The 25,916-nt window shown below is 44.3% G+C and carries 22 protein-coding genes; 19 read left to right on the top strand and 3 right to left on the bottom strand.

The features are described from left to right. From dapD to map, 3 genes are all read right to left on the bottom strand, one after another. Positions 1–828, bottom strand: a complete 828-nt coding sequence (gene dapD, locus CKO50_RS06230) for a 2,3,4,5-tetrahydropyridine-2,6-dicarboxylate N-succinyltransferase (RefSeq protein ID WP_039497128.1) — start codon at positions 826–828, stop codon at positions 1–3. 10 nt (positions 829–838) lie between these two features. After that, positions 839–3,457, bottom strand: coding sequence for a [protein-PII] uridylyltransferase (glnD, locus tag CKO50_RS06235; RefSeq protein WP_095727458.1), 2,619 nt, complete (start codon positions 3,455–3,457; stop codon positions 839–841). A 214-nt stretch (positions 3,458–3,671) separates the two neighbouring features. Further along, positions 3,672–4,463, bottom strand: a complete 792-nt coding sequence (map, locus tag CKO50_RS06240; RefSeq protein WP_095727459.1) for a type I methionyl aminopeptidase — start codon at positions 4,461–4,463, stop codon at positions 3,672–3,674. A 279-nt stretch (positions 4,464–4,742) separates the two neighbouring features. Here map and rpsB point away from each other — a divergent pair, with 279 nt between their 5' ends. The 19 genes from rpsB to CKO50_RS06335 all read left to right on the top strand — a co-directional run bounded on the left by rpsB (position 4,743) and on the right by CKO50_RS06335 (position 25,894). After that, entirely contained in the window at positions 4,743–5,471 is a 729-nt protein-coding gene (gene rpsB / locus CKO50_RS06245; RefSeq protein ID WP_010371318.1) for a 30S ribosomal protein S2, read from the top strand. Positions 5,472–5,691: 220 nt separating this feature from the next. Beyond that, on the top strand, positions 5,692–6,543 hold the full coding sequence (tsf, locus tag CKO50_RS06250; RefSeq protein ID WP_010371321.1) for a translation elongation factor Ts: 852 nt from the start codon (positions 5,692–5,694) through the stop codon (positions 6,541–6,543). A gap of 139 nt (positions 6,544–6,682) precedes the next feature. Then, positions 6,683–7,420 carry a UMP kinase gene (gene pyrH, locus CKO50_RS06255; RefSeq protein ID WP_010371324.1) on the top strand — a complete coding sequence of 246 codons (738 nt, stop codon included), beginning with the start codon at positions 6,683–6,685 and terminating at the stop codon, positions 7,418–7,420. Between the two features lie 92 nt (positions 7,421–7,512). Next, positions 7,513–8,070: a ribosome recycling factor gene (gene frr / locus CKO50_RS06260; protein ID WP_010371327.1), complete on the top strand. Its 558-nt coding sequence runs from the start codon at positions 7,513–7,515 to the stop codon at positions 8,068–8,070. A gap of 171 nt (positions 8,071–8,241) precedes the next feature. Next, the gene (locus CKO50_RS06265) at positions 8,242–9,015 is read left to right on the top strand and encodes an isoprenyl transferase (protein ID WP_095727460.1); all 774 of its coding nucleotides are present in this window, start codon (positions 8,242–8,244) and stop codon (positions 9,013–9,015) included. Between the two features lie 10 nt (positions 9,016–9,025). After that, positions 9,026–9,892: a phosphatidate cytidylyltransferase gene (locus CKO50_RS06270; RefSeq protein ID WP_095727461.1), complete on the top strand. Its 867-nt coding sequence runs from the start codon at positions 9,026–9,028 to the stop codon at positions 9,890–9,892. Beyond that, complete coding sequence (gene ispC / locus CKO50_RS06275; protein WP_095727462.1) at positions 9,889–11,079, top strand: 1-deoxy-D-xylulose-5-phosphate reductoisomerase; 1,191 nt, start codon at positions 9,889–9,891, stop codon at positions 11,077–11,079. Before CKO50_RS06270 ends, ispC begins: the two co-directional genes overlap by 4 nt. Positions 11,080–11,081: 2 nt before the next feature. Further along, positions 11,082–12,434, top strand: a complete 1,353-nt coding sequence (gene rseP / locus CKO50_RS06280; RefSeq protein WP_095727463.1) for a sigma E protease regulator RseP — start codon at positions 11,082–11,084, stop codon at positions 12,432–12,434. Between the two features lie 166 nt (positions 12,435–12,600). Then, the gene (gene bamA, locus CKO50_RS06285; protein WP_095727464.1) at positions 12,601–15,072 is read left to right on the top strand and encodes an outer membrane protein assembly factor BamA; all 2,472 of its coding nucleotides are present in this window, start codon (positions 12,601–12,603) and stop codon (positions 15,070–15,072) included. An 11-nt stretch (positions 15,073–15,083) separates the two neighbouring features. Then, entirely contained in the window at positions 15,084–15,602 is a 519-nt protein-coding gene (locus tag CKO50_RS06290; RefSeq protein WP_095727465.1) for an OmpH family outer membrane protein, read from the top strand. Further along, on the top strand, positions 15,602–16,645 hold the full coding sequence (gene lpxD, locus CKO50_RS06295) for a UDP-3-O-(3-hydroxymyristoyl)glucosamine N-acyltransferase (protein WP_095727466.1): 1,044 nt from the start codon (positions 15,602–15,604) through the stop codon (positions 16,643–16,645). Before CKO50_RS06290 ends, lpxD begins: the two co-directional genes overlap by 1 nt. A gap of 10 nt (positions 16,646–16,655) precedes the next feature. Continuing rightward, entirely contained in the window at positions 16,656–17,108 is a 453-nt protein-coding gene (gene fabZ, locus CKO50_RS06300; RefSeq protein ID WP_010371351.1) for a 3-hydroxyacyl-ACP dehydratase FabZ, read from the top strand. Further along, positions 17,108–17,881, top strand: coding sequence for an acyl-ACP--UDP-N-acetylglucosamine O-acyltransferase (lpxA, locus tag CKO50_RS06305; RefSeq protein WP_095727467.1), 774 nt, complete (start codon positions 17,108–17,110; stop codon positions 17,879–17,881). The genes fabZ and lpxA overlap by 1 nt, the downstream gene beginning before the upstream one ends. A gap of 73 nt (positions 17,882–17,954) precedes the next feature. Then, the gene (gene lpxB, locus CKO50_RS06310) at positions 17,955–19,109 is read left to right on the top strand and encodes a lipid-A-disaccharide synthase (RefSeq protein WP_095727468.1); all 1,155 of its coding nucleotides are present in this window, start codon (positions 17,955–17,957) and stop codon (positions 19,107–19,109) included. Continuing rightward, positions 19,099–19,692 (top strand): ribonuclease HII, encoded by a 594-nt coding sequence (rnhB, locus tag CKO50_RS06315; protein ID WP_095727469.1) that lies wholly within the window; start codon positions 19,099–19,101, stop codon positions 19,690–19,692. Before lpxB ends, rnhB begins: the two co-directional genes overlap by 11 nt. A 2-nt stretch (positions 19,693–19,694) precedes the next feature. Beyond that, positions 19,695–23,186: a DNA polymerase III subunit alpha gene (dnaE, locus tag CKO50_RS06320; RefSeq protein WP_095727470.1), complete on the top strand. Its 3,492-nt coding sequence runs from the start codon at positions 19,695–19,697 to the stop codon at positions 23,184–23,186. Between the two features lie 16 nt (positions 23,187–23,202). Further along, complete coding sequence (accA, locus tag CKO50_RS06325) at positions 23,203–24,159, top strand: acetyl-CoA carboxylase carboxyl transferase subunit alpha (RefSeq protein WP_010606782.1); 957 nt, start codon at positions 23,203–23,205, stop codon at positions 24,157–24,159. Between the two features lie 87 nt (positions 24,160–24,246). Continuing rightward, complete coding sequence (gene tilS / locus CKO50_RS06330; protein ID WP_095727471.1) at positions 24,247–25,554, top strand: tRNA lysidine(34) synthetase TilS; 1,308 nt, start codon at positions 24,247–24,249, stop codon at positions 25,552–25,554. Then, the gene (locus CKO50_RS06335) at positions 25,547–25,894 is read left to right on the top strand and encodes a hypothetical protein (protein WP_095727472.1); all 348 of its coding nucleotides are present in this window, start codon (positions 25,547–25,549) and stop codon (positions 25,892–25,894) included. Before tilS ends, CKO50_RS06335 begins: the two co-directional genes overlap by 8 nt. Positions 25,895–25,916 lie beyond the last annotated feature (22 nt).

A 25,916-nucleotide genomic window follows, 5' to 3' on the forward strand; every position in this document is an offset into this window, starting at 1 on the left:
TTAATCGTCTAGTGAGCGAAGTAGTGCATTGATCCCAACTTTTTCGCGGGTTTGCTGATCTACTTTTTTCACAATAATTGCTGCATACAGGCTATGAGAGCCATCTTTACTCGGTAGTGACCCTGGTACTACCACTGCACCGGCTGGTACGCGACCATAATGGGTTTCGCCTGTTTCACGGTCGTAAATACGAGTACTTTGTGAAATATAGACACCCATGGAGATAACTGCACCTTCTTCAACAATCACACCCTCGACAATTTCAGAACGTGCGCCGATAAAACAGTTGTCTTCAATAATCGTTGGATTGGCTTGTAGCGGCTCTAAAACGCCACCAATGCCCACACCACCAGATAGATGTACGTTTTTACCGATCTGTGCACACGAGCCTACGGTCGCCCAAGTGTCTACCATGGTGCCTTCGTCGACGTAAGCACCAATATTAACGTAAGACGGCATAAGTACCACATTCTTACCGACAAAGCTGCCTTGACGCGCTACCGCGTTTGGTACTACGCGCATACCACCTTGTTGGAACTGCTCTGGCGTATAGTCTGAGAATTTTAATGGTACTTTGTCGTAAAACTGGTTAACGCCATCGCTCATTGGTTGGTTGTCACGAATTCTAAAAGACAGGAGTACCGCCTTTTTCAACCATTGGTGTACAACCCACTCACCACTAATTTTTTCAGCAACACGCGCTGCACCTGAATCTAGCATTTCCAATGCGTTGACAATCGCTTGTTTTACTTCGTCTGATACCGTGGTTGGAGTAATGGTATCGCGGTTTTCCCACGCGGTTTCAATAGTCGTTTTTAAATCAGACATAAATTCCTCGTTAATCTGTTTCAGCATTTAATTTTTTGAGTAGGGCGCGATGAAGCTCTGCTTTTTGTACTTCATCTAGTGCCTTGTAATCTTTATTTGAGACGACGAAAAAGTCTTCTGCGCGTTCGCCGACGGTTGTAATGCGCGCGGCATGAATATGTAGTGAATAGGCCTGAAATACCTCAGCAATTTTAGTCAGTAACCCCGGAATATCAATGGCCTGAATTTCAATTAGGCTGCGATCGTCGCGTGCGTGTGGGCGCAATATAATTTTAGGTTTGATATTAAAGTCTTTAAATTTCTGTGAGCGGTTTTTCTTAACGCGGATCTTTCTTTTTGGGTCTTTCAGTAATGTTTCCAAGCCTTTTCTGATCCCCGCTGCACGGCCAGTACTGAGTGGGTCGCCATTCACTTCTAGGATAACAAAACTAAAAACAACATAGCCGTCTTTTGTAGTCATGACCTGAGCATGTTGGATCTGTGCTTTTTTAGAACCTATTACACTGACCAGTTTGGCGAATAACGCAGATTCATAAGGACTGTATACGAATACTTGTGTCCCGCCGTGCATGGGCTTGTCAGAGACGATCACGCTTGGCTGACTTAAGTCATCAGACTGTAATAGGTGCTCAGTATGCCAAGAGATCTGCTGTTCACTAAAGGCAGTAAAATAATTGGCCTTAAAGCGTGACCAAATAAGGTCAATGTATTCTTCGAAGTAGTCCAAATTAATCAGCCGTTGCTTGGCTTGACGTTTCTTATCACGGATCTGATCGCGCATATCCATTGGGTTTTCAAGGCCCAAGCGTAATGCCCGCTGAGTATGCAAATACAGCTCGCGTAAGAGCGTATTTTTCCAGTCGTTCCAGAGATTGTCGTTGGTGGCACGAATATCGGCAACTGTTAAGCAATAGAGATAATCTAGCTGACGTTCGTTTTTCACTTTTTGTGCAAATTCAGCAATAACATCGGGGTCGTTAATATCTTTACGCTGAGCTGTGACAGACATCAGTAGGTGATTTTGCACCAGCCAAGCTACTAATTTAGCGTCGGAAGCGGTAAAACCGTGCATTTTGGTAAATGCCATGGCGTCAACGGCACCAAGTTCGGAATGGTCGCCACCTCGACCTTTGGCAATATCGTGAAAGATCCCAGCTAAGTAGAGTAGCTCGGGCTTGTCCATGCGGGCAACAATTTCAGAACAAATCGGGAACTCGCTAATATGCTCTTTATCGAAATAGCGGTAGATGTTATTGATAAGCTTATGGGTATGCTCATCCACTGTGTAGGCGTGAAATAGATCGAACTGCATTTGACCAAAAATATTTCGCCACTGCGGTAAATAGGCGGCGATGATCCCGTGTTTGTGCATCAGAGTAAACGCTCGGCCCATGCCATTAGGGTGTTTCAATAACCTTAAAAAAGCGTCACGACAGCCTGCGTAATCTTGCAAATCGCCTAATAAACGGCGTCTGACTTGGCGCATAGTACGTATGGTACTTGGGTCAATTTGATTAATTTTAGGATTGTCTGCAATATGTTCAAAGAGGACAAACAAATTCTCTCGACGGAAAAAGACCGAGGGGTTCTTAACGCGAATTTTATTGCCAATACGCTCAAAGTTTCTGTCGAGAGGGACTGCTTCTTGTTCCAACTGCTCAGGAAGAATACTTTGTTCGAAATAGGAGAGCAGCATCTGGTTCATTTCACGCACTCGGCTCATGATCCTAAATAAGCGTTTCATCATACGCTCGACTGAGGCTTTACCTTCAGAGCCAAAACCGAGGAGTTCTGCGGCATGTGGTTGATGGTCAAACAGTAAGCGGTTCTCACTGCGACCAGCGGCCAGATGCAGCGCAAAGCGAATGTTCCACAGGTTCTCGATGCACTCTAACAGCTCTTGATATTCTTCATGGGTCAAATATCCGTGATTGATCAACTCTTCCAACGTTTCTGCGCGAAAGTGCTTTTTAGCGACCCAAAAAATGGTTTGCAGGTCGCGAAGGCCACCGGGGTTTTCTTTAATATTAGGCTCAAGGTTATAGGCGGTACCGTGGCATTTTTTATGGCGAATATTCTGCTCGTTGACCTTGGCGATAAAAAAGTCACTAGATTGCCAAATTGGGGTTTCAACGATATGTCGTTTGAGGTGTTCATACTCAATGTGGTTACCACAAATTAGGCGGCTTTCCAGCAGACTTGTGGCAAAGTGAACGTCATTTTGTTTTTGTTCTAGGACTTGTTCATGGGTTCTTACGCTATGACCAATATCTAGACCTAAATCCCATAGATAAGTGACAAAACGCTCCAAACAGCTGGTCACTTCTTCACAGGGGATTGATTTGGTCAGCACCAAAAAATCGATATCAGAGAACGGGTGTAATTCACCACGACCGTAACCGCCAATGGCGACTAGAGACAAGTCTGGTTGGTGCGACAGTCCGGTTTCATTAAACAGTTTAATTAATAATCGGTCGATAAATTCGGCTCGAGAGTTAATTAGGTTTCTAACGGGTTGCTTGGCAAATTGATTGCTCAACCATTTGTAGAAAAAAGCAAGACAATCACGGTAATCGGTAAGTTCTTGTGCTTCGTCGAGAAGCGTCTTCACTTTGTTCGGTAATGCCACTTAGGATCCTGTGTCATGCGCGCAAAAACAGTAGAGTCCTGTTTTACACTAAATAAATAAGAATTGCGAGTGACGAGAAGGTGAAGGGTCAAGGATTGGGCAACTAGTATCGCGCGTAACTGATATCTAAACACAGAAGATGCGTAACAGTTGTAGCGTGAGTTTCGCAATAAAAAGCCAGCAATGTGGCTGGCTTTGACAAATGCTTTTGTAATTAAGCTGAATGTGTAATGACCCGCTCAATCGTCTCATCATTGCGCAGCGTTAAGATCTCAACGCCATTATCTGTGACAAGCAGCGTGTGTTCCCACTGCGCCGAAAGACTACGGTCTTTGGTAACAACAGTCCAATCGTCTTTTAGTAGCTTACATTGGCGCTTACCGGCGTTAACCATAGGCTCGATAGTCAAACACATGCCAGCTTTGAGCACTTCGCCAGTACCTGGTTTGCCGTAGTGCATTACTTGTGGCTCTTCATGGAATTCTTTACCAATGCCGTGACCACAATATTCACGCACGATAGAGTAGTTAAAGCCTTCCGCATACTTTTGGATTGCAGCGCCAATATCACCCAAACGTACGCCCGGTTTTACCATTTTTATCGCAAGATATAGACTCTCTTGCGTAATTTCGCTTAAGCGCTTACCTTGGATAGTTGGTGTACCGACGTAAAACATTTTTGACGTATCACCATGATAACCATCTTTTATCACAGTGATGTCGATATTGATAATATCGCCTTCTTTTAGCGGTTTATCGTTTGGAATACCGTGACAGATAACGTGGTTAACTGAGGTACAAATAGACTTCGGAAAGCCGTGATAATTTAGCGGTGCAGGAACAGCGCCTTGCTCATCAACAATGTAGTTGTGACAAATGGTGTTTAATTCGTCGGTGGTCACCCCTGGCTTAACGTACGGCTCGATCATTTCCAGTACTTCCGCGGCTAAACGCCCGGCAACACGCATTTTTTCGATTTCTTCAGGGGTTTTGATCACTGCACTCATTTAGACTCCAAGTCAATTTAGATGAACATTTATTATGCACAAATTTTACGCATAAGATTGAGTTAATTCTTTATATATGGTATAAAGCGCGCCGTCTTTTTACAAATAATTCTTCCTCACACGATGAGAATGAATGTTTGTAGTTAAGACAACACACTTATTAATATTAACACACACACATATCGACACATACACTTGGGTGCATGCAGTTATAAAAACTTCGTGTTGGTGCTATGGGATATGTGGAGGCCTAACCCTAACTTTTAGAGGAAATATACAATGGCAAACGTTTCAATGCGCGATATGCTTCAAGCTGGTGTTCACTTCGGTCACCAAGCACGTTACTGGAACCCTAAGATGAAGCCGTTCATCTTCGGTGCACGTAACCGCGTTCATATCATCAACCTAGAAAAAACTGTTCCTATGTTCAACGATGCACTTAAGTTCTTACAGAACGTAGCATCTAACAAAGGCAAAATCCTTTTCGTAGGTACTAAGCGCGCTGCAAGCGAAGCAGTTAAAGAGGCGGCTATCCAAAGTGAGCAGTTCTACGTAAATCACCGTTGGTTAGGTGGTATGTTGACTAACTGGAAAACAGTTCGTCAATCAATCAAGCGTCTTAAAGAGCTTGAGACTCAAAGCCAAGACGGTACTTTCGAGAAGCTTACTAAGAAAGAAGCGCTAATGCTTACTCGTGAAATGCAAAAGCTTGAAAAAGGCCTTGGCGGTATCAAAGATATGGGCGGTCTTCCAGACGCTATCTTCGTTATCGACGCTGACCACGAGCACATCGCTATCCGTGAAGCTAACAACCTAGGTATCCCAGTAGTATCTGTTGTTGATACTAACTCTAACCCAGATGGTGTTGATTTCATCATCCCTGGTAACGACGACGCTATCCGTGCAATCCAGCTATACACTGGTGCAGTAGCGACTGCTATCACTGAAGGTCGTGAAAGCAACATCGTTGCTCAAGCAGAAAACGACGACTTCGTTGAAGCTGAGTAATTACCTGATTAGGTATTAGCTGTCATCAAGTCTTCATCAAATTATTGGTGAAGACTTGATATTCTTTATAAGCGATTAACTGCTTATCCCGTTGTTTGCCAAGCAGACCTTGAAAGATAACGGATTTTTATCAAATTGAGGCGAGCTGTACTTGATTTGATATTCAGCCAACCTAAGGTTGGTTTTATCAAGAACTGAATTCAGATTTGAGGATATTCTAATGGCTGTAACTGCTGCCCTAGTAAAAGAACTTCGTGAGCGCACAGGCGCTGGCATGATGGATTGTAAAAAAGCACTGACAGAAACTGGCGGTGATATCGATCAAGCAATCGAAAACATGCGTAAAAGTGGTGCTGCTAAAGCTGCTAAAAAAGCAGGCAACATCGCTGCTGAAGGTACAATCATCATCAAGCAAGGCGAAGGTTTTGCTGCACTAGTAGAAGTTAACTGTCAAACTGACTTCGTAGCAAAAGATGCAAGCTTCCTTGCATTTGCTAACGAAATTGCTGACGCAGCTGTAGCTGAGCAACTAACTATTGAAGACTTACAAGCTAAGTTTGAAGAGACTCGTGTTGCACTAGTAGCTAAAATCGGTGAGAACATGAACATCCGTCGTGTTTCTTACATCCAAGGTGACAAGCTAGTTGCTTACCGTCACGGCGAGCGTATCGGTGTTGTTGTAGCTGGTGATGCTGACGAAGAAACACTTAAGCACGTTGCAATGCACGTTGCTGCTTCTAAGCCAGACTACCTAAACCCAGAAGACGTACCTGCTGAAGTAGTTGAAAAAGAAAAAGCGGTTCAAGTTGAAATCGCAATGAACGAAGGTAAGCCAGCTGAAATCGCTGAGAAGATGGTTGTTGGTCGTATGAAGAAGTTCACTGGTGAGATCTCTCTTACTGGTCAAGCTTTCATCATGGAACCTAAGAAATCAGTGGGTGACTACCTTAAAGAGAAGAATGCATCTGTTTCTTCATTCGTTCGCCTAGAAGTAGGTGAAGGTATCGAGAAGAAAGAAGAAGACTTCGCAGCAGAAGTTGCAGCACAAATCGCTGCGGCAAAAGGCCAGTAATCACTTATTGTGATGCCTAATGACGTAAAAGCTGACATTAGCTTTGCGTCATTGCTGAAAATTCTCTAAAATAACCGCGCATTTATGTCTAGCATAAGCGCGGTTATTTTTTACCTCACTTTTAATTGGCCCGGATATTATGACTATCAATAAAAAACCTGTTTTTAGACGCGTTCTTTTAAAGCTTAGTGGTGAAGCTTTAATGGGAGATGAAGGCTTTGGTATCGATCCAAAAGTATTGGATCGTATGGCACAAGAAATCAAAGAGTTAGTAGAGCTCGACGTAGAAGTGGGTTTGGTTATCGGTGGCGGTAACTTCTTACGTGGTGGTTCACTTGCAGAAGCGGGCATGAACCGAGTTGTGGGCGACCACATGGGCATGCTGGCGACCGTCATGAACGGCCTTGCGATGCGTGATGCGCTGCACCGTGCTTTTGTAAACGCACGTTTGATGTCTGCTATCCCGCTAAATGGTGTGTGTGATGCGTACAATTGGGCAGAAGCAATTAGCCTATTAAAATCTGGCCGTGTTGTTATTTTCTCTGCAGGTACGGGCAACCCATTCTTTACTACGGATTCAGCAGCGTGTTTGCGCGGTATCGAGATTGAAGCGGATACCGTGATTAAAGCTACTAAGGTTGAAGGGGTATTTAGTGACGATCCGGTGAAAAACCCAGATGCTACGCTATACCGTACGTTGACTTACAACGAAGTGATTGACAAAGAATTGAAAGTGATGGATTTAGCTGCATTTACATTGGCACGTGACCACAATATGCCAATCAGCGTATTCAACATGAATAAACCGGGTGCATTGAAAAATGTCATCATGGGTGAAGAGGAAGGTACCCTTATCTCTTCTCAAGCAGCAGAATAATCTGACGACTATTTCAGCAACTCGCAGTTAAGTAGCGAATCTCTAAATTGCGAGTATAATCTGGCATAACAAGAACAGACTAGGAAAGTATTGTGATCGAAGATATTAAAAAAGACGCTCAAGAGCGCATGAAAAAAAGTGTGGCTGCACTTGGAAGCCAGCTTTCTAAAATCCGCACAGGTCGTGCACACCCTGCGTTACTAGATGGTATTTCTGTTTCTTACTACGGTGCAGATACACCGCTAAACCAAGTAGCAAACGTAACGACGGAAGACTCTCGTACACTGGCTATCAGTGTATTTGACAAATCGCTTGCACAAGCGGTAGAAAAAGCAATCATGTCTTCTGACTTAGGTTTAAACCCAATGTCTGCAGGTACCGTGATCCGTGTTCCACTTCCTCCGCTAACAGAAGAGCGTCGTAAAGATCTAATCAAGATCGTACGTGGTGAAGTTGAAGGTGGTCGTGTTGCAGTACGTAACATTCGCCGTGATGCAAATGGTGATATTAAATCATTGCTAAAAGACAAAGAAATTTCTGAAGACGAAGCGCGTCAAGCTGAAGATGATATCCAAAAATTGACTGACAAGTTCATCAAAGAAATGGATACACAACTAAGTGCGAAAGAAGCAGAGTTGATGGAAATCTAAATGTCTATGTCCTAGCGTTTATGTTTACGCACTGTTTACGTATTGCAGAAAATTTTGCTTTGTTTCTGAGCAGTTAGCGTTTTTTTGGCTAGGTACACTGACAAATTTATTAGGCTTGAAGCGCCGCCTAGGGTATACTAGGCGGCGTTTTTTTTCACTTAAATTGGAATTATGGTTTTAAAAGCAGAGGTTATTTCGCAGCAATCATTGCCAAATCATGTTGCGATAATAATGGATGGCAACGGTCGTTGGGCTCAAGCTCGCAGGCGTCCTCGCGCCTTCGGACACAAGAAGGGCGTAGATTCGGTTCGCAGTGCTGTACAATTCTGTTCCAAGTTAGGCATAGAGTCTTTGACGCTATTTGCCTTTAGTAGTGAAAACTGGCGTAGACCAGAAGATGAAGTCAGCACGTTAATGGAGTTATTTATTTATGTGCTGTCTAAAGAAGTTAAAAAATTACATAAGAACAACGTAAAGCTAACCATTATTGGCGATCTTTCTCGTTTTCCTGACAGCCTCCAAAAGCGTGTTCATGAAGCTCAAACATTGACCCAGGACAATACAGGGCTTAACTTAAACATTGCAGCAAATTACGGTGGACGTTGGGATATCACACAGGCAGCACAATACCTTGCAAAACAAGTTGCAACGGGTGAGTTGCAACCGAGTGATATAACCGAAGATGCCTTGACAGAGCAGATGACGATGGCCGATCAAGCGAATCTCGACTTGCTGATCAGAACGGGGGGCGACTTCCGCATCAGTAACTTCTTGCTATGGCAAGCTGCGTATGCCGAACTCTATTTTACCGACACGCTTTGGCCTGATTTTGACGAGCAAGCATTCTCTGAAGCCATTGCTTGTTACGTGTCTAGAGAGCGACGCTTCGGATGCACAGGAGAGCAAATAAAGCAGCTCCTCGCAGAGAAAGACGCAACAAGTTAAGGGTTCAAATTTGTTAAAACAACGTATTCTAACGTCAGCGGTGCTTGCACCTTTGGCTCTACTTTTGGTGTTTTATACACCGTTGGCAATGTTTAGTACGATTGCCGCACTAATCGTTTTGCTTGGTGCATGGGAGTGGTCGGCACTTGCGGGCCTATGTCAAAAGCGTCAGCGTTTTACTTTCGTTGGCGTCATGGCGGTGTTAATTCTATTGCTTAACACTCATTGGCCAATACAGGACTTATGGCAGCAAGGGCGCTTAGTTGCTGATGCTAATTATGTATTTACGCTCGCTTTTGCGTGGTGGTTGGTTGCGACTTTCTTGGTGGTGAAATACCCACGAGCAGCTCGAGCTTGGAATGAAGGGATCATGATGCGCTCTATCGCCGGTGTACTGACGCTAGTACCGCTGTGGCTTGCGTTAAACGTGATGCGTAGTGCCGGATACGAAGATGGCGAACACATAGGTTCAGTCCTTATCATGGTGGTATTGGGCATAGTGTGGAGCGCGGACATTGGCGCCTACTTCGCTGGAAAGAATTTAGGTAAGCATAAGCTCATGCCTAAAGTGAGCCCTAATAAAACAATTGAAGGTCTAGTAGGTGGTGTGATCACCGCGGTTGTTTTTGTGTTGGTGTTTTGTCACTTCGCCGCGATTGATATCAACATGTGGCCAATTTACGCTGCAATGACCATTATTATCGCGCTATTTTCTGCCGTTGGTGATTTGCTTGAAAGTATGTTTAAGCGCGAAGTAGGTCTTAAAGATTCAGGCCGTTGTTTGCCAGGTCACGGCGGTATTCTAGATCGCATTGATAGCTTAACGGCTGCAGCTCCCATTTTTGCTTTTTGCTACGCTTGGACGGTTGTGCTATGAGCCAACAAAACTTGATAGTACTAGGAGCGACAGGCTCAATTGGACTATCAACCTTAGACGTCGTTAGCCGCAATAAAGACCAATATCGTGTATTTGCCTTAGTTGCAGGGCAAAATGCGGAAAAGATGGCTGAGCTTTGTTTATGTCATCAACCCAAGTACGCGGTTATGCGCTCTGAGCACGCAGCTCAGCAACTTTCTCAACGTTTGACGAGCACTACCACCGAAGTACTCCATGGCGTTGAAGCAATGGCTGAGATGGCTCGCCACGTAGATGTGGATATTGTGATGTCCGCAATCGTTGGTGCAGCCGGGTTGTTACCGACTTTAGCGGCAGTCGAAGCGGGTAAAAAAGTGTTGCTGGCGAACAAAGAGTCGTTAGTAATGAGTGGCCAGCTGTTTATGGATAAAGTAAAGACGCATGGTGCGACTTTACTCCCTATCGACAGTGAACATAATGCTATTTATCAGTGCCTACCAACGACTATTCAAACGGGACAATCTTCAAACCTAAATCACAGCGGTGTTAGTAAGATTTTATTAACCGGTTCTGGTGGACCTTTCTTGCAGCGTTCATTGGCTACCTTAGCTTCAGTAACTGTGGAAGAGGCGGTTGCGCATCCTAATTGGTCTATGGGCAGAAAAATCTCAGTCGACTCTGCGACCATGATGAATAAAGGGCTAGAGTTTATTGAAGCTAAGTGGTTATTTAACTGCTCGGCTGACGATATTGAAGTGGTGATCCACCCACAAAGTATGATCCACTCTATGGTGCAGTATCGCGACGGCTCGGTGCTGGCACAAATGGGACAGCCAGACATGCGAACGCCGATTGCATATGGGCTTGCCTATCCTGAAAGAATTGACGCCGGTGTAGAGCCATTAGATTTTTCTCAGATTGTCGATTTCACTTTTACCAAACCAGATTTTAACCGTTATCCCAACCTCAAGTTAGCGATTGACGCATGTCGTAGTGGTCAGGCTGCAACAACAACAGTGAATGCTGCAAATGAAATCGCCGTTGCGGCATTTTTAGAGGGTAAGATAGGGTTTTGCGATATCTACCGAGTCAATGCCTTAACGCTTGAGCAAAGTGAGCTAAGCGTATTAGAATCCGTTGAGTCTATTATGGAAACAGACCGAACGGCACGCCACCGAGCGCAGCAAATTATCGCCACATTGAGGTAACCATGTTTGAATTTTTCTGGCACTTAGGCTCATTTATTCTTGCTTTAGGGATTTTAGTTACCGTTCATGAATATGGCCATTTTTGGGTTGCCAGAAAAGCCGGCGTTAAGGTCTTACGTTTTTCTATCGGTTTTGGTAAGCCTTTAGTTAAGTGGTATGACAAACACCAAACCGAATATGTTATCGCCGCAATTCCACTTGGCGGCTATGTCAAAATGCTTGATGAACGTGTCGACGATGTGCCAGAGCAAGAGCGCCACCTTGCCTTCAATAACAAGCCTATTCTTTCTCGTATCGCTGTGGTAGCTGCAGGCCCCGTTGCGAACTTTTTGTTTGCTATTGTCGCGTTAGCTGCGATGTATATGGTAGGAGTCCAATCAGTAAAACCTGTCGTTGGTGAAGTTGTTTCAACGAGTATTGCGGCGGATGCTGGGTTTCAATCAGGCGACCACATCATTGCACTGAATGATGAGTTAGTGCACTCATGGCAAGACGTCACATTCGAATTGATGGCGCATTTGGGTGAACCATTGTTGGTTGCCAAAGTACAAGATGAAAAGGGTAGCTTAGCGATTCGAACGCTACGTTTGAGTGATTGGAAACTGGAAAAGCAAGATGAAGCGCCGCTGACCTCAGTCGGTATTACGCCATATAGGCCCCCACTGACACTGCAGCTCGGTTATATCGAAGAAGGTGCGGCTGCCGACAAAGCAGGCTTGCAAGTAGAAGATACGCTAGTTGCGATAAATGGTGACAAATTGGCGTCGTGGCAACAGTTGGTGAGCCGAGTTCAAAAATCTGCAAATCAAGCCATAAATATTGATGTTTTACGCGATGGCCAGCTACAAACCCTAACGGTAACACCTCAGGCAAAAACGTCACCAGAAGGTATCGTACAAGGCTACTTGGGCGTTGTGCCTGTGATGGAAAAATGGCCAAATGGTTATATTGAAACTAGACAATACGGCATCCTAGATAGTATGGTGCTTGGCATTCGTAAAACTTACGACTTGATTGCCTTAAGTTTCGACATGATCGGCAACTTAATCACGGGCCAAGTCTCGGTAAAAAACTTAAGCGGGCCTGTCGGGATCGCGGTGAGTGCCGGAAACAGTGTTAGTTATGGGTTAGTTGCATTTTTAGGCTTCTTAGCACTTATCAGCGTGAATTTAGGAGTTTTTAACTTATTACCGCTCCCTGTCTTAGATGGTGGGCATTTAATGTATTACTTGATTGAACTAATTCGCAGAAAACCAGTCTCTGAAAAGACACAAGAGTTTGGGTTTAAGATTGGAGCAGCGCTTCTTCTTGCCTTAACATTTTTTGCACTATTTAATGATGTTTCTCGGCTTTAAGCCGTGCGGTGCTAAAAAGTGCACATTATATGCAGTTTAGATGTTTGCATTTTTGTTCAAGCATACAACAGATAACATAATACAAAACCTGTAACGTTTGAATGTTGTGATGTAGTGGGCCTTAGCGTATCGCGCCAAAATTGTTGTAAAGGATAAAGATAATAAAATGCCTATAAAAAAACACATTGCAGTAACCAGTTTACTGGGCGCTAGTTTTGCTGCCTTAGGGCAAAACTCCTTTATCGTAGAAGATTTAAAAGTAGAAGGGCTGCAGCGCGTTGCACTAGGTGCTGCATTGACACATATTCCGATCAACGTTGGTGACAATGTCGATCAGTTTACCATTTCACGCACAATCAAGGCGTTGTATAAGTCTGGTCACTTTGACAACATTGCGGTATTCCGTGATGGTAATCAGGTTATTTTTAAGGTTAAAGAACGCCCAACTATCAGCTCGATCGAATTTGATGGCAACAAAGACATCAAAGACGAGCAGCTAAACGAAAGTTTAGAACAGCAAAATATTCGCCAAGGTGAGCCGTTAGACAGAACGGTACTCGATAGTGTCGAAAAAGGCTTAACAGAATTCTTCCACAGTATTGGTAAATACAACGCTAAGGTTGAGGTGAGCATTGTCGAATTGCCACGTAACCGTGTGAAGCTGATGCTGAAGTTTGAAGAAGGTGATGCCGCTTCTGTACGCCAAATTAACCTTGTTGGTAATGAGCTGTTCTCGGATGAAGAACTACTTAACCTAATTGAATCTCAGCAGGACTTGCCTTGGTGGCGTTTCTTATCTAATGACCGCTATCAAAAACAAACCATTGAAGGCGATATAGAAAAGATCCGCAGTTTTTACCTAGACCGTGGTTATTTACGTTTTAATATCGATTCAACGCAGGTTTCCGTAAGCCCAGAACGTGAATCAGTTTATGTTACGGCAAACATCACCGAAGGTGAGAAATATACCGTTAAAGGGTTTGATTTCATAGGTGACTTATTAGGTCGTGAAGATTTAATTAAGGGCATAGTGCCACTTCGCGCTGGTGAGCTTTATAACGGCTCAGTTGTAACGGCAACGGAAGACTTCATTAAGAGCTATTTGGCACGTTTTGGATATGCCAATGCTGAAGTACGAACCGTTCCAGAAATCGATGATGAAAATAAAGAAGTACAATTAACACTATCGGTAAACCCTGGTAAGCGTGTGTATGTGCGTCGAATCGTAGTGAATGGTAACCAAAATACAGCGGACGAGGTATTGCGTCGTGAAATGACGCAGCTTGAAGGTGCGTGGTTGTCTAACCAAAACCTAGAGCGTTCAAAGCTTCAAATTCAACGTTTACCATATATGGAATCAGTAGAGTTTGAAGTCAAGCCAATTCCAGGTGTTGAAGATCAGGTTGATGTTGACTTTAAAGTAAAAGAACAACCAGCAGGTAGTTTCCAAGCTGGCGTTGCTTATGGTTCTTATGCTGGCCTTCAGTTTAACATTGGTGTCAGTGAGTCTAACTTCCTAGGCTCAGGTAACCAAGTTGCCTTCAATATTAACACTTCACGTGGTTCAGAGCGTTATAGTGTGTCTTACACTGACCCTTATTTTACGCCTGACGGAGTATCGCAAGGAAGCAGTATTTTCTACACCAAGATTGACGCGAGTAAGTTTGGCATCGTAGATTATAAATCGACGAGCTATGGCCTAGGTACTAACTTTGGTTTTCCAATCAATGCGATTAACCGAGTTAACTTTGGTATTCGCTGGATAGAAGAAAGCCTTTCACAAATTTCAGACTTCGAGCAAACACGCGTGCTTCGTGAAAGCTTCTTAAACGAAAGCGATCCAAATGCAGACTACGACTTCACTAAGTACGAGTTAAGCGCAGGTTGGTCACGTGTAACAATTAACCGTGGTATGTTCCCAACCGCAGGTTCTCGTCAAAGTTTAAACTTGAGTGTTACCACGCCAAACTCAGATCTTAATTTCTTCAAGATTAATTATGATTCCCGTTTTTACTGGCCAATCAGTAACGACCATCGTTGGGTATTCTCAGCGAGAGCGGGTTTAGGCTATGGTAACGGTTACGGCGAGACCAATGGGTTTGAGCAAGTATTACCATTCCAAGAGTTCTTCCATATTTCAGAGCAGGAACTTCGTGGTTTCGAACGCAATACGATATTACCGCGTGCTGTACAACGTGCGCCTAGATGTATTCCAGGTACACCTAAACCAGACGGTACGACAGGTAGCTGTATTGGCGGTGAGCAGCAGTTTGACACATTAAGTCTTGGTGGTCGTATTGGTGGTAACGCGAAAGCACTAGCGGGCTTTGAGCTTATCGTACCAACACCGTTTCTAGACGAAGACAATACCAGCTCTGTAAGAACCAGTTTCTTTGTCGATGCGGCAAACATTTGGGACACAGAGTTTGACGTTGATCGCTACAGCAACTTGACGGAAGATCAATATAATCAACTTTCTGATTTCTCTGATCCTACTAGATTCAGAGTATCAACGGGTTTATCGATTCAGTGGATCTCGCCTATGGGACCTATGCTGATCAGTTTCGCTTACCCACTCAAAAAAGAAGAAGAAGACGATACGAAGACGATCAGCTTCAATATCAGTAATACATTCTAAGGAGTTTTATTGTGAAAAAATTTATTAAATCATCAACACTAGCCATGACAGCTGCACTAATGATGGGTGCTTCAGGTAGCGCATTTGCACACAAAGTCGGCATCGTCGACATGCAGGAAGTGTACAAGCAAATTCCACAAATGGCGAAAATTGAACAGACACTACAAGCGGAGTTTGCAGAGCGTCGTCAAGAGCTTGAAAAAATTCAAGGTGACATTCGTTTCGAAGCTGAAAAATTTAAGCGCGAAGCGACGACAATGAGTGAAGAGCAAAAAGAAGCGCTTCGTGAAAAGATCCAAAGTATGCAAAAGACACTTGCTGAAAAAGGTCGTCCACTAGAGCAAGAAATTAAAGTTCGTCAAAACCAAGAGCTTGCTAAAGTACAAAAGCTAATCGTAGATGCGATTGAGTCTGTAGCTAAAAAAGGTAAGTTTGACGAAGTTAAAGTAAAAGATACGACAATTTACTTCAATCCTGATAAAGTAGCCGACCTTTCTGAAGATGTGGTAAAAGCGGTTAGCAATAAGTAATGACAAAACTTCACACCTTATCTCAACTTGCTGAGTATCTAGGTGCTCAGCTGCAAGGTGATGGCGATAAATTAATTCGAAATATCGCCACTCTCGCACAGGCAAAAGACGACCAAATCGCGTTTTTAGCCAACAGCAAATACCGTGGTCAGCTTGAAAGCACGACTGCGGGGGCCGTGATCTTGAGTGAAAAAGACGCGGATTATTTTGCGGGTAATAAACTCATTATCGCAGATCCTTATGTAGCCTATGCAAAACTTGCACAGAAGCTAGACTCAACACCTAGCGCAGCATCAGGAGTTCATCGTACAGCAGTTATCTCTGATACCGCAACACTTGGTGCAAACGTCAGTGTGGGTGCGAATGCTGTAATTGAAGATGGCGCTGTGATTGGTGATGATGTTGAGATAGGGCCAGGCTGTTTTATTGGAAAACATGCCAAAATAGGCGCAAAGACTAAACTCTGGGCAAACGTAACCGTCTATCATGAAGTACAGATAGGCGAACAATGTCTATTCCAGTCTGGTGCCGTAATAGGAAGTGATGGTTTTGGCTACGCCAACGAGAAAGGCGAGTGGGTTAAAATCCCCCAAGTTGGCACTGTAATTATTGGCGACCGCGTTGAAGTTGGCGCGAGTACCTCTATTGATAGAGGTGCGCTAGAAGACACCATTATTCATAGCAACGTCATTTTAGATAACCAGATCCAAATTGCCCATAACGTCGAAGTTGGTTACGGTACAGCCATCGCAGGCTGCACGGTATTAGCGGGCAGTGTTAAGATCGGCAAGTACTGCCAAATCGGTGGCATGACAGCAATCAATGGTCACAACGAAATTTGTGATGGGGTTGTCATTACTGGCATGAGCATGGTTACTAAAGGAATTACTGAGCCAGGGATCTATTCTTCTGGTTTACCTCACCAAACGAATAAAGAGTGGCGTAAGTCTATTGCACACTTACGCAATTTATCTGACTTTAAGTCGCGCCTGAAGGCACTTGAGCTGCTGACAGCACAGCTTAAAGATACTGATGTAGAATAAGGAAGCTATTTTGGCTAACGAATTAAACAGCTTTGATATCCAAGAGATTTTAAAACTTCTTCCGCACCGCTACCCAATGTTGCTTGTTGACAAAGTGGTAGACTTTAAGCCTGGCGAATATCTTCACGCGATTAAAAACGTGACGATTAATGAGCCTATTTTCACGGGTCACTTCCCAGAGCAACCTATTTTCCCTGGTGTGTTGATCCTAGAAGCGATGGCACAGGCAACTGGTTTACTTGGTTTTAAAACGGTCGAGAATCGCAGCGAGAATGAACTATACTTATTTGCAGCGATTGACAATGCACGTTTCAAACAACCTGTTCTACCGGGTGATACGATGCATTTGCACGTTAAGTTCGAAAAAGAACGCCGTAATATCTGGAAATTCAGTGCTGAAGCTAAAGTAGAAGGTAAAACTGTGTGTTCAGCTGAAATTATGTGTGCTAGAAGAGAGTTTTAATGGTTATTCATCCTACCGCAATTATCGAATCAGGCGCGCGTTTAGGCGAGAATGTTTCTGTAGGCCCTTATAGTTATATTGGTAATGACGTAGTCATTGGTGATAACTGCAAGATTGAATCACATGTTGTGATCAAAGGCCCATCTGAGATTGGTTCAGGCAATCACATTTTCCAATTCGCGTCAGTAGGGGAAGCCTGCCAAGATAAAAAGTACAAGGATGAACCAACTAAGCTAATTATTGGTGATAACAACGTTATTCGTGAGTGTGCCACTATCCATCGTGGCACAATTCAAGACGAAGGGATCACTCGAATTGGTAGCAACAACCTATTTATGGCTTACACCCATGTGGCACACGACGCGGTCATTGGCAGCAATGTGATTTTCGCTAACAATGCAAGTGTAGCCGGACATGTACATATTGGTGACTGGGTTATCCTTGCAGGTAATTCTGGTGTACACCAATTTTGTAAAGTGGGTTCACATGCCTTTATTGGTATGTACTCGGGTGTGAACCAAGACGTGCCACCTTTTGTGACAACAACCGGCACGCCAGCGAGACCCGTTGCAATTAATACTGAAGGCTTAAAGCGTCGCGGCTTTGAGTCTGATGAAATCATGGCAACAAGACGCGCATACAAAACGTTGTTCCGTAAGGGGCTGCGTTTAGAAGATGCGTTAGAAGCGCTAAAAGAAGATGCTTCTGAGTTCGCAGCAGTTCAACAAATGATTGATTTTATTGCGACTTCTAATCGTGGTTTGATACGCTAAACTTGAACCGCAATACAGGTTATACTTACGCCATACATTTTGTATGGCGTTTTTTTTATACTGAAAAATAACAATGGCTAACGAAAAAAATATCACCATTGGCGTGGTCGCAGGAGAGTTATCGGGCGATATACTCGGAGCAGGCCTGATAAATGCGCTAAAACTTCATTACCCCAATGCTAACTTTGTCGGGATCGGTGGTCCTAAAATGCAACAAGCGGGTTGTAAAAGCCTGTTTGACATGGATGAACTGGCTGTTATGGGACTAGTCGAAGTGCTGGGTCGCTTACCTCGCTTGCTAAAAATTAAAAAGCAGTTGGTAAGCTACTTTATTGATAATCCACCAGATGTATTTATCGGCATTGATGCGCCAGATTTTAACCTACGGGTTGAAAAGCCATTGAAAGCAGCTGGAATCAAAACTATACAATATGTAAGCCCGAGTGTGTGGGCATGGCGTCAAAAACGTATCCATAAGATTGCCGAAGCGACTAACCTCGTGCTGTCTTTGCTGCCATTCGAAAAAGCCTTTTATGATAAACATGAAGTGCCTTGTACATTTGTGGGTCATACGCTGGCGGATGAAATTCCACTTGAACCGGATACCGCAGGTGCGCGTGCACAGCTGAACTTAAGCCAAGATGATACCGTGCTAGCACTGCTTCCAGGTAGCCGGGGCTCTGAAGTTGGTTTATTGAGTCGCACTTACCTTGCCACTGCAAAAAAACTAGCCGATAAAATTCCCGACTTAAAAATCGTCGTGCCTTTGGTAAACGAAAAGCGCAGAGCGCAGTTTTTGGAAGCCTTGAAGGAAGTTGCGCCGGAATTGAACCCGATTATGCTTGACGGCCAGTCAGCACTGGCGATGCAAGCGGCGGATACCGTTTTACTGGCCTCGGGTACCGCTACACTTGAGGCGATGCTATATAAAAAGCCAATGGTAGTAGGGTATAAGCTGAATCCTAAGAGTTATTGGATTTTTAATACCTTTTTTACCTTTAACATCAAATACTTTGCCTTGCCGAATTTATTGGCTGACGCACCACTTGTGCCTGAGTTTTTACAGGCAGAGTGTAATCCTGATGCACTTGCTGATGCGCTTTTCCCGATGCTAAAAGGCAATAATGGTAAGCTTATTAGAAAGTTTTACGAGATACATGAGAACATTCGCCTAAATGCCAGCAAACAAGCGGCTCAGGCTGTAATGGAGTTAATAGATGCAAATTGAACGTCCTGATGTGCAATATATTGCAGGCGTTGACGAGGTAGGACGTGGCCCGTTGGTGGGTGACGTTGTGACCGCAGCCGTCATTTTAGATCCAAGCAAACCGATTATTGGTTTAACCGACTCAAAAAAGCTGTCAGAGAAAAAACGCCTTGCGTTGGCAGAAGAAATAAAAGAAAAAGCATTGTGTTACTGTATTGCAAGAGCGTCAGTTGCAGAAATTGACGATCTGAATATTCTTCACGCAACGATGTTGGCGATGACACGCGCAGTTGAAGGATTGGAAATTCAACCTAATCATGTATTTGTTGATGGAAATCGTTTACCTAAGCTGAGTGTTGCCGCAACCGCAGTTGTAAAAGGGGATAGCCTAGTTGCCGAGATAAGTGCAGCATCCATATTGGCGAAAGTCACCCGAGACAATGAGATGTTAGCACTCGATGCGGAATATCCAGAGTTTGGTTTTGCAGGCCACAAAGGTTATCCAACCAAAGCCCATTTTGCCGCACTCGAAGCTCATGGTGTTACTCCGCATCACCGTACAAGCTTTAAGCCTGTGCAACGAATTTTGGCCGAGAAGGAGTAAACATGCCAGCCCCGCAGTTTGTCCATTTGCGTGTACACAGTGACTTCTCAATGGTGGATGGTCTAGCAAAGACCAAACCAATTGTGGCTAGGGCCGAAGAGCTTGCAATGCCTGCGCTTGCCATCACCGATCAAATGAACTTATGTGGTTTGGTGCGTTTTTATGGTGGCGCACACGGGGCAGGGATTAAGCCAATAATTGGTGCGGATTTTTGGCTAAAGTCAGATCAGTTTCCTGATGAACCAAGCCGAATTCTCGTTCTCGCCAAGAACAATCAAGGGTATAAAAACCTCACCTTGTTGATCTCCGATGCCTATCTTCGCGGCCATGTATTCCATCGTCCTGTTATTGATAAAGAGTGGCTCGCAAAATACAAAGAAGGGCTGATCCTTATCTCTGGCGCGAAAGATGGCGATTTAGGTAAAGCTATCTTAAAAGGCAATCTTAAGCTAATTGAAGAAACGCTAGCGTTTTACGAGCAACATTTTAGCGACCATTTTTATATTGAGCTGCAACGCACTGCACGTGCACAAGAAGAAGAATATCTCCACGGTGCAGTGGAGGTCGCGGCTGCGCGTAATATACCGGTTGTGGCGACGAATGAAGTGGTGTTTTTACATGAAAAAGACTTTGATGCCCACGAAATTCGTGTTGCTATTCACGACGGTTACACATTAGAAGACAAAAATCGACCAAAGCGCTTTTCTAAAGAGCAGTATTTAAAGACTTCCGAGCAAATGCAAGCACTCTTTAGTGACATTCCAGAAGCTTTAGAAAACACAGTAGAAATTGCCAAACGCTGTAACGTGACGGTACAGCTTGGCACCTATTTCCTACCAGATTATCCAACGGGCGATCTGGCGATTGAAGATTTCTTGGTAAAAGTATCGCGAGATGGTCTAGAAGAACGCTTGCAGTTCTTATTTCCCGACGAAAATGACCGCAAAGAAAAGCGTGGTGAGTATGACGACCGTCTGCAGGTTGAACTCGACGTTATCAACCAAATGGGATTCCCAGGTTACTTCTTAATCGTAATGGAGTTCATTCAGTGGAGTAAGGATAACGGCATCCCTGTAGGTCCTGGTCGTGGTTCCGGTGCCGGCTCTTTGGTGGCATATGCGCTTAAGATCACAGATCTTGACCCACTTGAATTCGATCTTCTATTCGAACGATTCCTTAACCCCGAGCGGGTTTCGATGCCAGACTTTGACGTCGACTTCTGTATGGATAGACGAGACGAGGTAATTGATCACGTTGCTAAACTGTACGGTCGAGACGCCGTATCTCAGATCATCACCTTTGGTACGATGGCGGCAAAAGCGGTAATTCGAGACGTTGGTCGTGTGCTTGGTCACCCTTATGGCTTTGTAGATAGGATCTCTAAGCTTGTACCTGGCGACCCTGGGATGACACTTGCCAAAGCGTTTGATGTTGAACCTCGCCTGCCTGAAGCTTACGATAGCGATGAAGAAGTTCGTGAACTGATTGATAAATGTCGTATTCTTGAAGGTTGTACGCGTAACGCAGGTAAACACGCCGGTGGTGTTGTTATCTCGCCTACCACTATTACCGACTTTGCAGCACTGTATTGCGACGAAGAAGGTAAGTTCCCAGTTACCCAGTTTGATAAGAACGACGTAGAAACCGCAGGTCTGGTTAAGTTTGACTTCCTCGGTCTAAGAACGCTAACCATTTTGCAATGGGCACTCGACATGGCGAACGAACGCCTTGGCAGAGAAAGTCGCGAGCCGATTGATATCGCTGCGATCCCATTGGATGACCCTGCAAGTTTTAAAGTGTTATTAGACGCACAAACAACTGCGGTATTCCAGCTGGAATCTCGTGGTATGAAAGACTTGATCCGTCGCTTGAAGCCAGACTGTTTCGAAGACATGATCGCACTGGTTGCGCTATTCCGTCCGGGTCCTTTGCAATCAGGCATGGTAGATAACTTTATCGACCGTAAGCATGGTCGTGAAGAAGTATCGTATCCAGACGCACAATACCAGCATGAAAGTCTACAGCCCATACTGGAGCCGACCTACGGGATCATCCTTTACCAAGAACAGGTAATGCAGATAGCGCAGGTGCTTGCAGGTTATAGCCTAGGCGGCGCAGACTTGCTTCGTCGTGCGATGGGTAAGAAAAAGCCAGAAGAAATGGCAAAGCAACGTGCAACGTTCGAAGATGGTGCCAAAAACAATGGCGTCGAAGGCGAACTTGCCATGAAAATCTTCGACTTGGTAGAGAAATTCGCGGGTTACGGCTTTAACAAATCACACTCTGCTGCTTACGCGTTGGTGTCGTACCAAACGCTATGGATGAAGACCCATTTCCCTGCCGAGTTTATGGCGGCGGTAATGTCAGCGGATATGGATAACACCGACAAAATCGTAACCTTGGTAGATGAATGCGAAAACATGAAGTTGACGCTGCTACCACCAGACGTGAATGCTGGTGTCTACAAATTTGCTGTAAATCGTCAAGGTGAGATCGTCTATGGTTTAGGTGCGATAAAAGGCGTGGGTGAAGGCCCCGTTGAAGCGATCCTTGAAGCCCGAGCCCAAGGGGGAGAATTTAAAGATTTATTCGACTTCTGTGCGCGAGTTGATTTAAAGCGTCTAAATAAACGCGTGATTGAAAAGCTCATTTACGCAGGAGCGCTTGATAAGCTTGGTCCTGACAGAGATCAGCCTGGGCGCGCGACTTTACTGGCAAGCTTAAAAGATGCCATGAAGTCGGCAGAGCAACATCACAAAGCCGAATCACTTGGACAGAGCGACTTATTTGGTTTACTTGCGGTTGAGCCCGAGGAGGTGGAACAAGCCTTTATCAAAGCCACGCCGCTCAGCGACAAAGAATGGTTAAACGGGGAAAAAGAAACCTTAGGTCTTTATCTAACAGGCCACCCAATTAATCAATATCGCAAAGAATTAAAATATTATACCTCTGGTAAGTTAGTTGACTTACAACCCGGTAATCGTGATACGGTAGCAACCGCGGCGGGATTGGTTATCAATACTCGTACCTTGATTAACAAAAAGGGAGCGCGTTGGGGGCTTATCACTTTAGATGACAAAAGTGCCCGAATTGATGTACGCTTATTTCCTGAACAGTTTGAAATGTACCAAGAAATGCTGCAAATTAACCAAATCTTGGTAATATCTGGACAGGTCAGCTTTGATAACTTCTCTGGTGGCATTACAATGACCGCAAGAGAAATCTCTACCATTGCTCAGGCGCGAGAAAAGCGTATTAGTGCAATAAAAATGACGCTAAATATGGCTCAAATTGACGCGAACTTCTTTGATAATTTCAAAAAAGTGCTAGAACCATACAAATTTGGAACGTGTCCGGTAAAAATTAAATATCAGCGTCCTGATGCATTAGCAGAGTTAACATTAGGAACACAATGGTGTGTGACGCCAAGTGATGAGCTTTTAACTCGTTTATCACTGTTGGCGGCGCAGGAATTAGAATTAGAATTTAACTAAACAGGTAGTTTAGAGCATGAGCCTCAATTATCTTGAATTTGAACTTCCAATCGCTGAATTGGAAGCAAAAATCAAAGAATTACAAAACGTAAGCCGCTCTGGCGATTTAGATCTTAGCCTTGAAGAAGAGATCAGCCGCTTAAAAGACAAAAATGTTGAGCTAACCAAGAAAATTTTCGATGGTTTAGGTACTTGGCAAGTGTCTCAATTAGCGCGTCATCCGCTTCGTCCATATACTCGCGATTATATTGAACGCATTTTTACCGAGTTTGACGAGTTCGCAGGCGACCGTACTTTTGCTAACGATCCGGCTATTCTTGGTGGTGTTGCACGTCTTGACGACAAGCCAGTAATGATTATCGGTCAGCAAAAAGGTCGTGATACGGCTGAAAAAATCAAACGTAATTTTGGTATGCCAAAGCCAGAAGGTTACCGTAAAGCATTACGCTTAATGGAAATGGCTGAACGCTTTAAGATGCCAATCATTACCTTTATCGACACTCCGGGAGCTTACCCGGGTGTAGGTGCTGAAGAGCGCGGTCAAAGTGAAGCGATTGCACGTAACCTTAAGGTGATGGCAGCGCTCAAAGTGCCAACCATTTGTACTGTGATCGGTGAAGGCGGCTCTGGTGGCGCATTGGCTATTGGGGTAGGTGACAGAGTAAACATGCTGCAATACAGCACGTATTCGGTAATTTCACCTGAAGGGTGTGCTTCTATTCTTTGGAAAAGTGCAGACAAAGCTTCACTTGCAGCAGAAGCAATGGGTGTATCGGCCTCTCGCGTAAAAGAGCTAGACCTTATCAATAACATCATCGAAGAGCCGCTAGGTGGCGCGCACCGCAACTACGATGCGATGGCGAAAAACCTGAAAGTGCAGCTTAAACGTGACTTGGCTGATCTTGAAGCGCTAAGCACCGAAGAGATGTTAGATCAGCGTTATAAGCGCCTGATGTCATTTGGTTATTGTTAATACGGGTTTCTGCTCGTATTGATATCAATGCTAATTTAAGTTAAAAAGCCGCTATTGAGCGGCTTTTTTTATTGATTGTAAGAAAACATGATTAATAGTCGGGTTTACCAACAAGTAGAGTCAAGTTTAAAGGTATTGAGTTCCAGCCTTGACGCCAAAGGGTTATGTATTGCTTTATCTGGTGGTGTGGATTCGGTTGTGTTGCTCCATCTTTGTCGAGAATATGCAAATAAGCATAACGTTACACTCCAAGCGGTTTATGTTAATCATGGCTTGTCACAGCACGCTACGCAGTGGCAGCAATTTTGCCAATCACTTTGTGAAACACTCAATGTTCCCTTTGTTGCAAAACAGGTTTCGATTACTCGGAAAGCCCGCACTAGCCTTGAAGCGCAAGCACGCGAAGCTCGCTATCAAGCGTTAGATGACGCGGCCAAAGCAGGTTTTGCAATCGTGCTTGGACAACATGCCGATGACCAAGTAGAAACTTTCTTACTGAGATTAAAGCGCGGCTCAGGGTTACTCGGGCTTGGAGCGATGAGAGCGACAACTCAGCTGGCATCTGGGCGCTATTGTATTCGTCCGTTACTTGCCGTTAGTCGCAGTGACATTGAAGCATTTGCACAGCAGTTTGGCCTTAAACATATTACTGATGAGTCCAATACAGATGATGCGTTTGACCGTAACTTTTTACGCAATCAGGTGATCCCGTTACTTACCTCTCGATTCAATGGTTTTGTAGGTAACACACTGCGCAGTATTGATATTTTACAGCGCCAACAAACCATAATTGATGAGGTGAGTGAAGAAGACTTACAAAAGTGTCGTTGTCGGATGGCGCTAAATATCACGGCTTTACAACAGCTCTCTTGTGCAAGAAGAGATAATGTCATCAGACTGTGGTTATCAAAGCAGGGCATTGAGATGCCGAGTCATAAACAGCTAGATGAAATCGTACAACAGGCGTTTTTATCACGCCAAGATAGCCAACTTGAAATACGTTTTAAGCAAGGCACGGTGAGGCGATATCGTGATGCACTTTATTGGGTAACGGAAACTAGCCAAAAGCATGACATTGAGACCGTTAACCTCGACAAACTCAGTGGGCAAAGTACACCTGTTGCTATACAAACGGGCAAGGGGATCCGCAAACCTTTCACGGACGAAATCGTTAGCATTCGCTACGGCAGACTTAAAGATAAAATCAAACCACAGAGCAAACCTGGCTCTAATACCTTGAAACATTGGCTAAAAGATTTACACATTCCAAGCTGGGAGCGTGATTCTATTGCGGTTGTTTATTACAATGATACACCGGTTGTGGTGAACGGATTGTTTGTGAGTGCCGATCACGCAGAAGACAATGGCATTATTTGGGTAGTAAAAGATGACTGAAAGTAAAAAGATTGGCCAACAGTTAGCGCAAAAGGCACCTTATGCGGTGGTGTTCACTGCGGTGGTGTTTATTGTACTTTTTATGTCGAGTGAAGTGGTATGGCTAAATCAAGTATTTGCTTCCGCGTCAGGCATTATCAGTATCGTGTTTTTACTTCTGTATTGGCATGGTAAGGGTGGAATGTATTTTATTCTTGGCTTACTTGCGCCAATGCTTGCGGTGATGTTTTCAGTGTTACCCGATTTCCTTGCGCTTGCATGGGTAATAAATGGATTTTTTAACGGCGCGGCACTTGCCCTGATGGCATACCTATATTTAGGAAAAGGTGCTCAGCGTTAACGCATAATACTGAGCAAAAGGG

The organism is Pseudoalteromonas sp. HM-SA03, from assembly GCF_002289345.1.
Taxonomy (GTDB): Bacteria; Pseudomonadota; Gammaproteobacteria; order Enterobacterales; family Alteromonadaceae; genus Pseudoalteromonas.

Bases quoted from the DNA above. Each gene is read 5' to 3' on its own strand.
- dapD (WP_039497128.1), bottom strand. From the start codon at position 828: ATGTCTGATTTAAAAACGACTATTGAAACCGCGTGGGAAAACCGCGAT.
- map (WP_095727459.1), bottom strand. From the start codon at position 4,463: ATGAGTGCAGTGATCAAAACCCCTGAAGAAATCGAAAAAATGCGTGTT.
- rpsB (WP_010371318.1), top strand. From the start codon at position 4,743: ATGGCAAACGTTTCAATGCGCGATATGCTTCAAGCTGGTGTTCACTTC.
- tsf (WP_010371321.1), top strand. From the start codon at position 5,692: ATGGCTGTAACTGCTGCCCTAGTAAAAGAACTTCGTGAGCGCACAGGC.
- pyrH (WP_010371324.1), top strand. From the start codon at position 6,683: ATGACTATCAATAAAAAACCTGTTTTTAGACGCGTTCTTTTAAAGCTT.
- CKO50_RS06265 (WP_095727460.1), top strand. From the start codon at position 8,242: ATGGTTTTAAAAGCAGAGGTTATTTCGCAGCAATCATTGCCAAATCAT.
- ispC (WP_095727462.1), top strand. From the start codon at position 9,889: ATGAGCCAACAAAACTTGATAGTACTAGGAGCGACAGGCTCAATTGGA.
- rseP (WP_095727463.1), top strand. From the start codon at position 11,082: ATGTTTGAATTTTTCTGGCACTTAGGCTCATTTATTCTTGCTTTAGGG.
- bamA (WP_095727464.1), top strand. From the start codon at position 12,601: ATGCCTATAAAAAAACACATTGCAGTAACCAGTTTACTGGGCGCTAGT.
- lpxD (WP_095727466.1), top strand. From the start codon at position 15,602: ATGACAAAACTTCACACCTTATCTCAACTTGCTGAGTATCTAGGTGCT.
- lpxA (WP_095727467.1), top strand. From the start codon at position 17,108: ATGGTTATTCATCCTACCGCAATTATCGAATCAGGCGCGCGTTTAGGC.
- lpxB (WP_095727468.1), top strand. From the start codon at position 17,955: ATGGCTAACGAAAAAAATATCACCATTGGCGTGGTCGCAGGAGAGTTA.
- rnhB (WP_095727469.1), top strand. From the start codon at position 19,099: ATGCAAATTGAACGTCCTGATGTGCAATATATTGCAGGCGTTGACGAG.
- dnaE (WP_095727470.1), top strand. From the start codon at position 19,695: ATGCCAGCCCCGCAGTTTGTCCATTTGCGTGTACACAGTGACTTCTCA.
- accA (WP_010606782.1), top strand. From the start codon at position 23,203: ATGAGCCTCAATTATCTTGAATTTGAACTTCCAATCGCTGAATTGGAA.
- tilS (WP_095727471.1), top strand. From the start codon at position 24,247: ATGATTAATAGTCGGGTTTACCAACAAGTAGAGTCAAGTTTAAAGGTA.
- CKO50_RS06335 (WP_095727472.1), top strand. From the start codon at position 25,547: ATGACTGAAAGTAAAAAGATTGGCCAACAGTTAGCGCAAAAGGCACCT.